Origin of the sequence: Microcystis sp. M_QC_C_20170808_M3Col (genome assembly GCF_007095505.1) — a bacterium.
Lineage (GTDB): Bacteria > Cyanobacteriota > Cyanobacteriia > Cyanobacteriales > Microcystaceae > Microcystis.
In genome coordinates this window covers 1-2,715 of the sequence record NZ_SFBY01000097.1, presented here as the reverse complement: position 1 = coordinate 2,715, position 2,715 = coordinate 1, and the positions used below count along the sequence as shown (strand labels likewise).

Here is a 2,715-nt window from a genome sequence, read left to right as displayed (position 1 = left end):
CTGAAAATTAGGTAATTGACCACCTGAAAATGGGTAAAACCCCACACCCCACACCCCAACCCCCAACCCCCAACCCCCAACCCCCAACCCCCACCGAAAAACTTTTTCAGCAGACCCTAATTATGCCCTAAAGTTACCGCCACCGCCCACCCAATTATCCCCATGCCTAGCGTTACCCTCAGCCTCCATCACTTTAATCAATCCGTCACTACCTGTGAATTAATTGTTGACACGGCAAGTCTTTTAGATTTAATTAATACGGGCAATCCAGAAGCGATCGTGGTGGTGGATGAGCGGTATTGTCCCCTAGGACTGATTGAGAGTCAAACCCTGATTGCCTACCTCCTCTATCAACAACAGCACCCCGAAACCAGAAACCCCTCCTCCAACTGCCTAGATCTGAGCGGTTGGCTGCGCCCGATTATCCCTCTTAACTCGCGCATGGCCGTGAGTGAGTTTCTGGCAACCCTGACGGCAGAAGGAAGCTCCTTAGCCCCTATTTTAGTGGATGCTCAGGGCAAACTGTTAGGACGTTTGGACACGGGAAAACTTCTCCAATTTTGTCTCGGGCGCTCGATTCTCGATGATCCTCCCCCGCAGCCCCGCATCAGCGATCGCAATTTGCCCCCCCGCAGCGATCGTCCTCTGGAATTTCTGGAACAATTACCGCTGCCGCTGCTGCTCTACAGTCCAGAAGCGGGAATTTTATACCAAAATCAGGCTTGGTGTGAACAAATCGGGGGGGCTTTCCCCGCTAATATCGATAAATCTCCCTTTGCTTTGGTTAATGACCCCTTAACCCTCCAATCCCCCACCCCCCCCCTGTTTCCCCAGCGTCTAGAAACGGTGACATCGGGTTTAGCCAAGACTTGGCGACTGTTGTCCGTGCCGTTAAATTTGGCGGATAATTATCCCTTGATCGAGAAAGCTTCGGGACTGTGGTTACTGTTAGCCACCGATATCACGGAACAACAGCACTATTGTCAGGAATTAGCGGTTAAAAATGCCGATTTAGTCCATTTAAATCGTCTTAAGGATGAATTTCTCGCCTGTGTCAGCCATGAGTTTAAATCGCCCCTCACCGCCGTGATCGGTCTCTCCAATCTGCTGCGGGAACAAAAAATCGGTGAACTTAACCCCCGACAGTCGAAATATGCCGATTTAATCTATCGCAGCGGTCGCCAGTTGATGGCTTTGGTCAATGATCTCCTCGATTTAACCCGCTTAGAGACAGGACAACTAAAATTAACTTTAGCTAGAGTCAAAATCGATCGCCTCTGTCAACGGGTGTACGATATCATCGTCGATAAGTATCCCCAACGTCTCGATCTCCCCGGCAGCTATCGTCTTGACATCGAATCAGGGTTAGATTATGCCCTGGCCGATGAAGCCCGTTTACAACAGATGTTAGTGAATTTGTTAGATAATGCGGTTAAATTCACCATTGATGGCGGTAATTTGGGCATTAAAGTCAATCGTTGGGAAAATTGGCTGGCTTTTACCGTCTGGGATACGGGGATCGGTATTCCAGAAGAATCCCAGCATCTGATTTTTCAGAAATTCCAACAGCTAGAAAGTCCTTTCACCCGTCAATTTGAGGGTGCAGGTTTAGGTTTAGTCCTCAGCCAAAAATTAGCGCGCTGTCACGGTGGAGATCTATCCTTTGTCTCCAAGGACCGGGAAGGCAGTCAATTCACTTTACTGCTGCCGGTTTATCCCCAAGGAACAGAAGAGGAACAATCGACCCCCCAGCGTCTGGTGTTGGTGGTGGAAGCTAATCCCCAAGTGATCGAACAGTTTGTCGAGCGCTTGAGTGAATTGGGATTAAAAGCCATTATCGCCCGTAGCGGCACTGAGGCGATCGAAAAAGCCCGTCAGTTAAAACCCCGTTGTGTTTTTCTCAATCCCAATCTACCCCTCTTGTCCGGTTGGGATGTGTTAACGCTGCTGAAATCCCATCCCCAAACCAAAGATATGAAAGTTATTGTCACCGCTGCCGATTCTGAGCGCAACCGCAGTCAACAGCAAGGGGCCGATAGTTTTCTTGTTCCGCCGATCACATCGGCTGCGCTGCAAGCTTGCCTGAATCTGACCGTTTCCCCTGTTCCTAGCCGAAAACGGCGCACTGCTCCGACTCTGCTGCGTTTACACGGCCATTATGCCCCTAATTTCTCCGATTTATCTTCCTTTAGCTGGATTTGGAATAATCAATTAGTTCGGGAGAATTATCGTTTTATTGAGGCCGATAGTTGCGAACAGGCGGAACTTTTAGCTGGTGTCTGGGAGGTGGACGCTATCTTAATCGATAGTTCGATCGCAGAAGATTTATACTATTATCTGCAAACCTTGAGCGAGTCGGAAACCCTAGCTAATTTACCCCTAGTCACCCTTGATGTGGCTGTCACCGAGGTGGCCAATCAAATCCCCGGTTTAGCCGTTTTTCCCTGTTTGGCCCCCCCGACGGAAAACCGGATCGAACAGCTATTAAAGGTAATCGAGACTGCTGATCTGGCTTTTTCTCGCCACAAAGAGGGGTAAGGGTAGGGTTGATTCATTTAAATTAAGTACAGCGGATTTTGAGTCAATAAATTTGACCGAAGATTCTCAAGTTTATCTTTCTCTAACCAAAACGGTTAGTCACAATAACTAATCTTTAATCTTCTGCCAATATTTATTATGAATAAATTGATAAAGCTTGTTCCCAAGCCACTAAAA

The 2,715-nt window shown here is 48.1% G+C and carries 1 protein-coding gene; it reads left to right on the top strand.

The window, feature by feature from the left end:
• Nucleotides 1-162: 162 nt before the first annotated feature.
• Nucleotides 163-2,538 (top strand): ATP-binding response regulator, encoded by a 2,376-nt coding sequence (locus EWV84_RS05005; RefSeq protein WP_287076839.1) that lies wholly within the window; start codon nucleotides 163-165, stop codon nucleotides 2,536-2,538.
• The last annotated feature ends 177 nt before the right edge of the window (nucleotides 2,539-2,715 follow it).

Coding starts and splice junctions, on each gene's coding strand:
- EWV84_RS05005 (WP_287076839.1), top strand. CDS start 163: ATGCCTAGCGTTACCCTCAGCCTCCATCACTTTAATCAATCCGTCACT.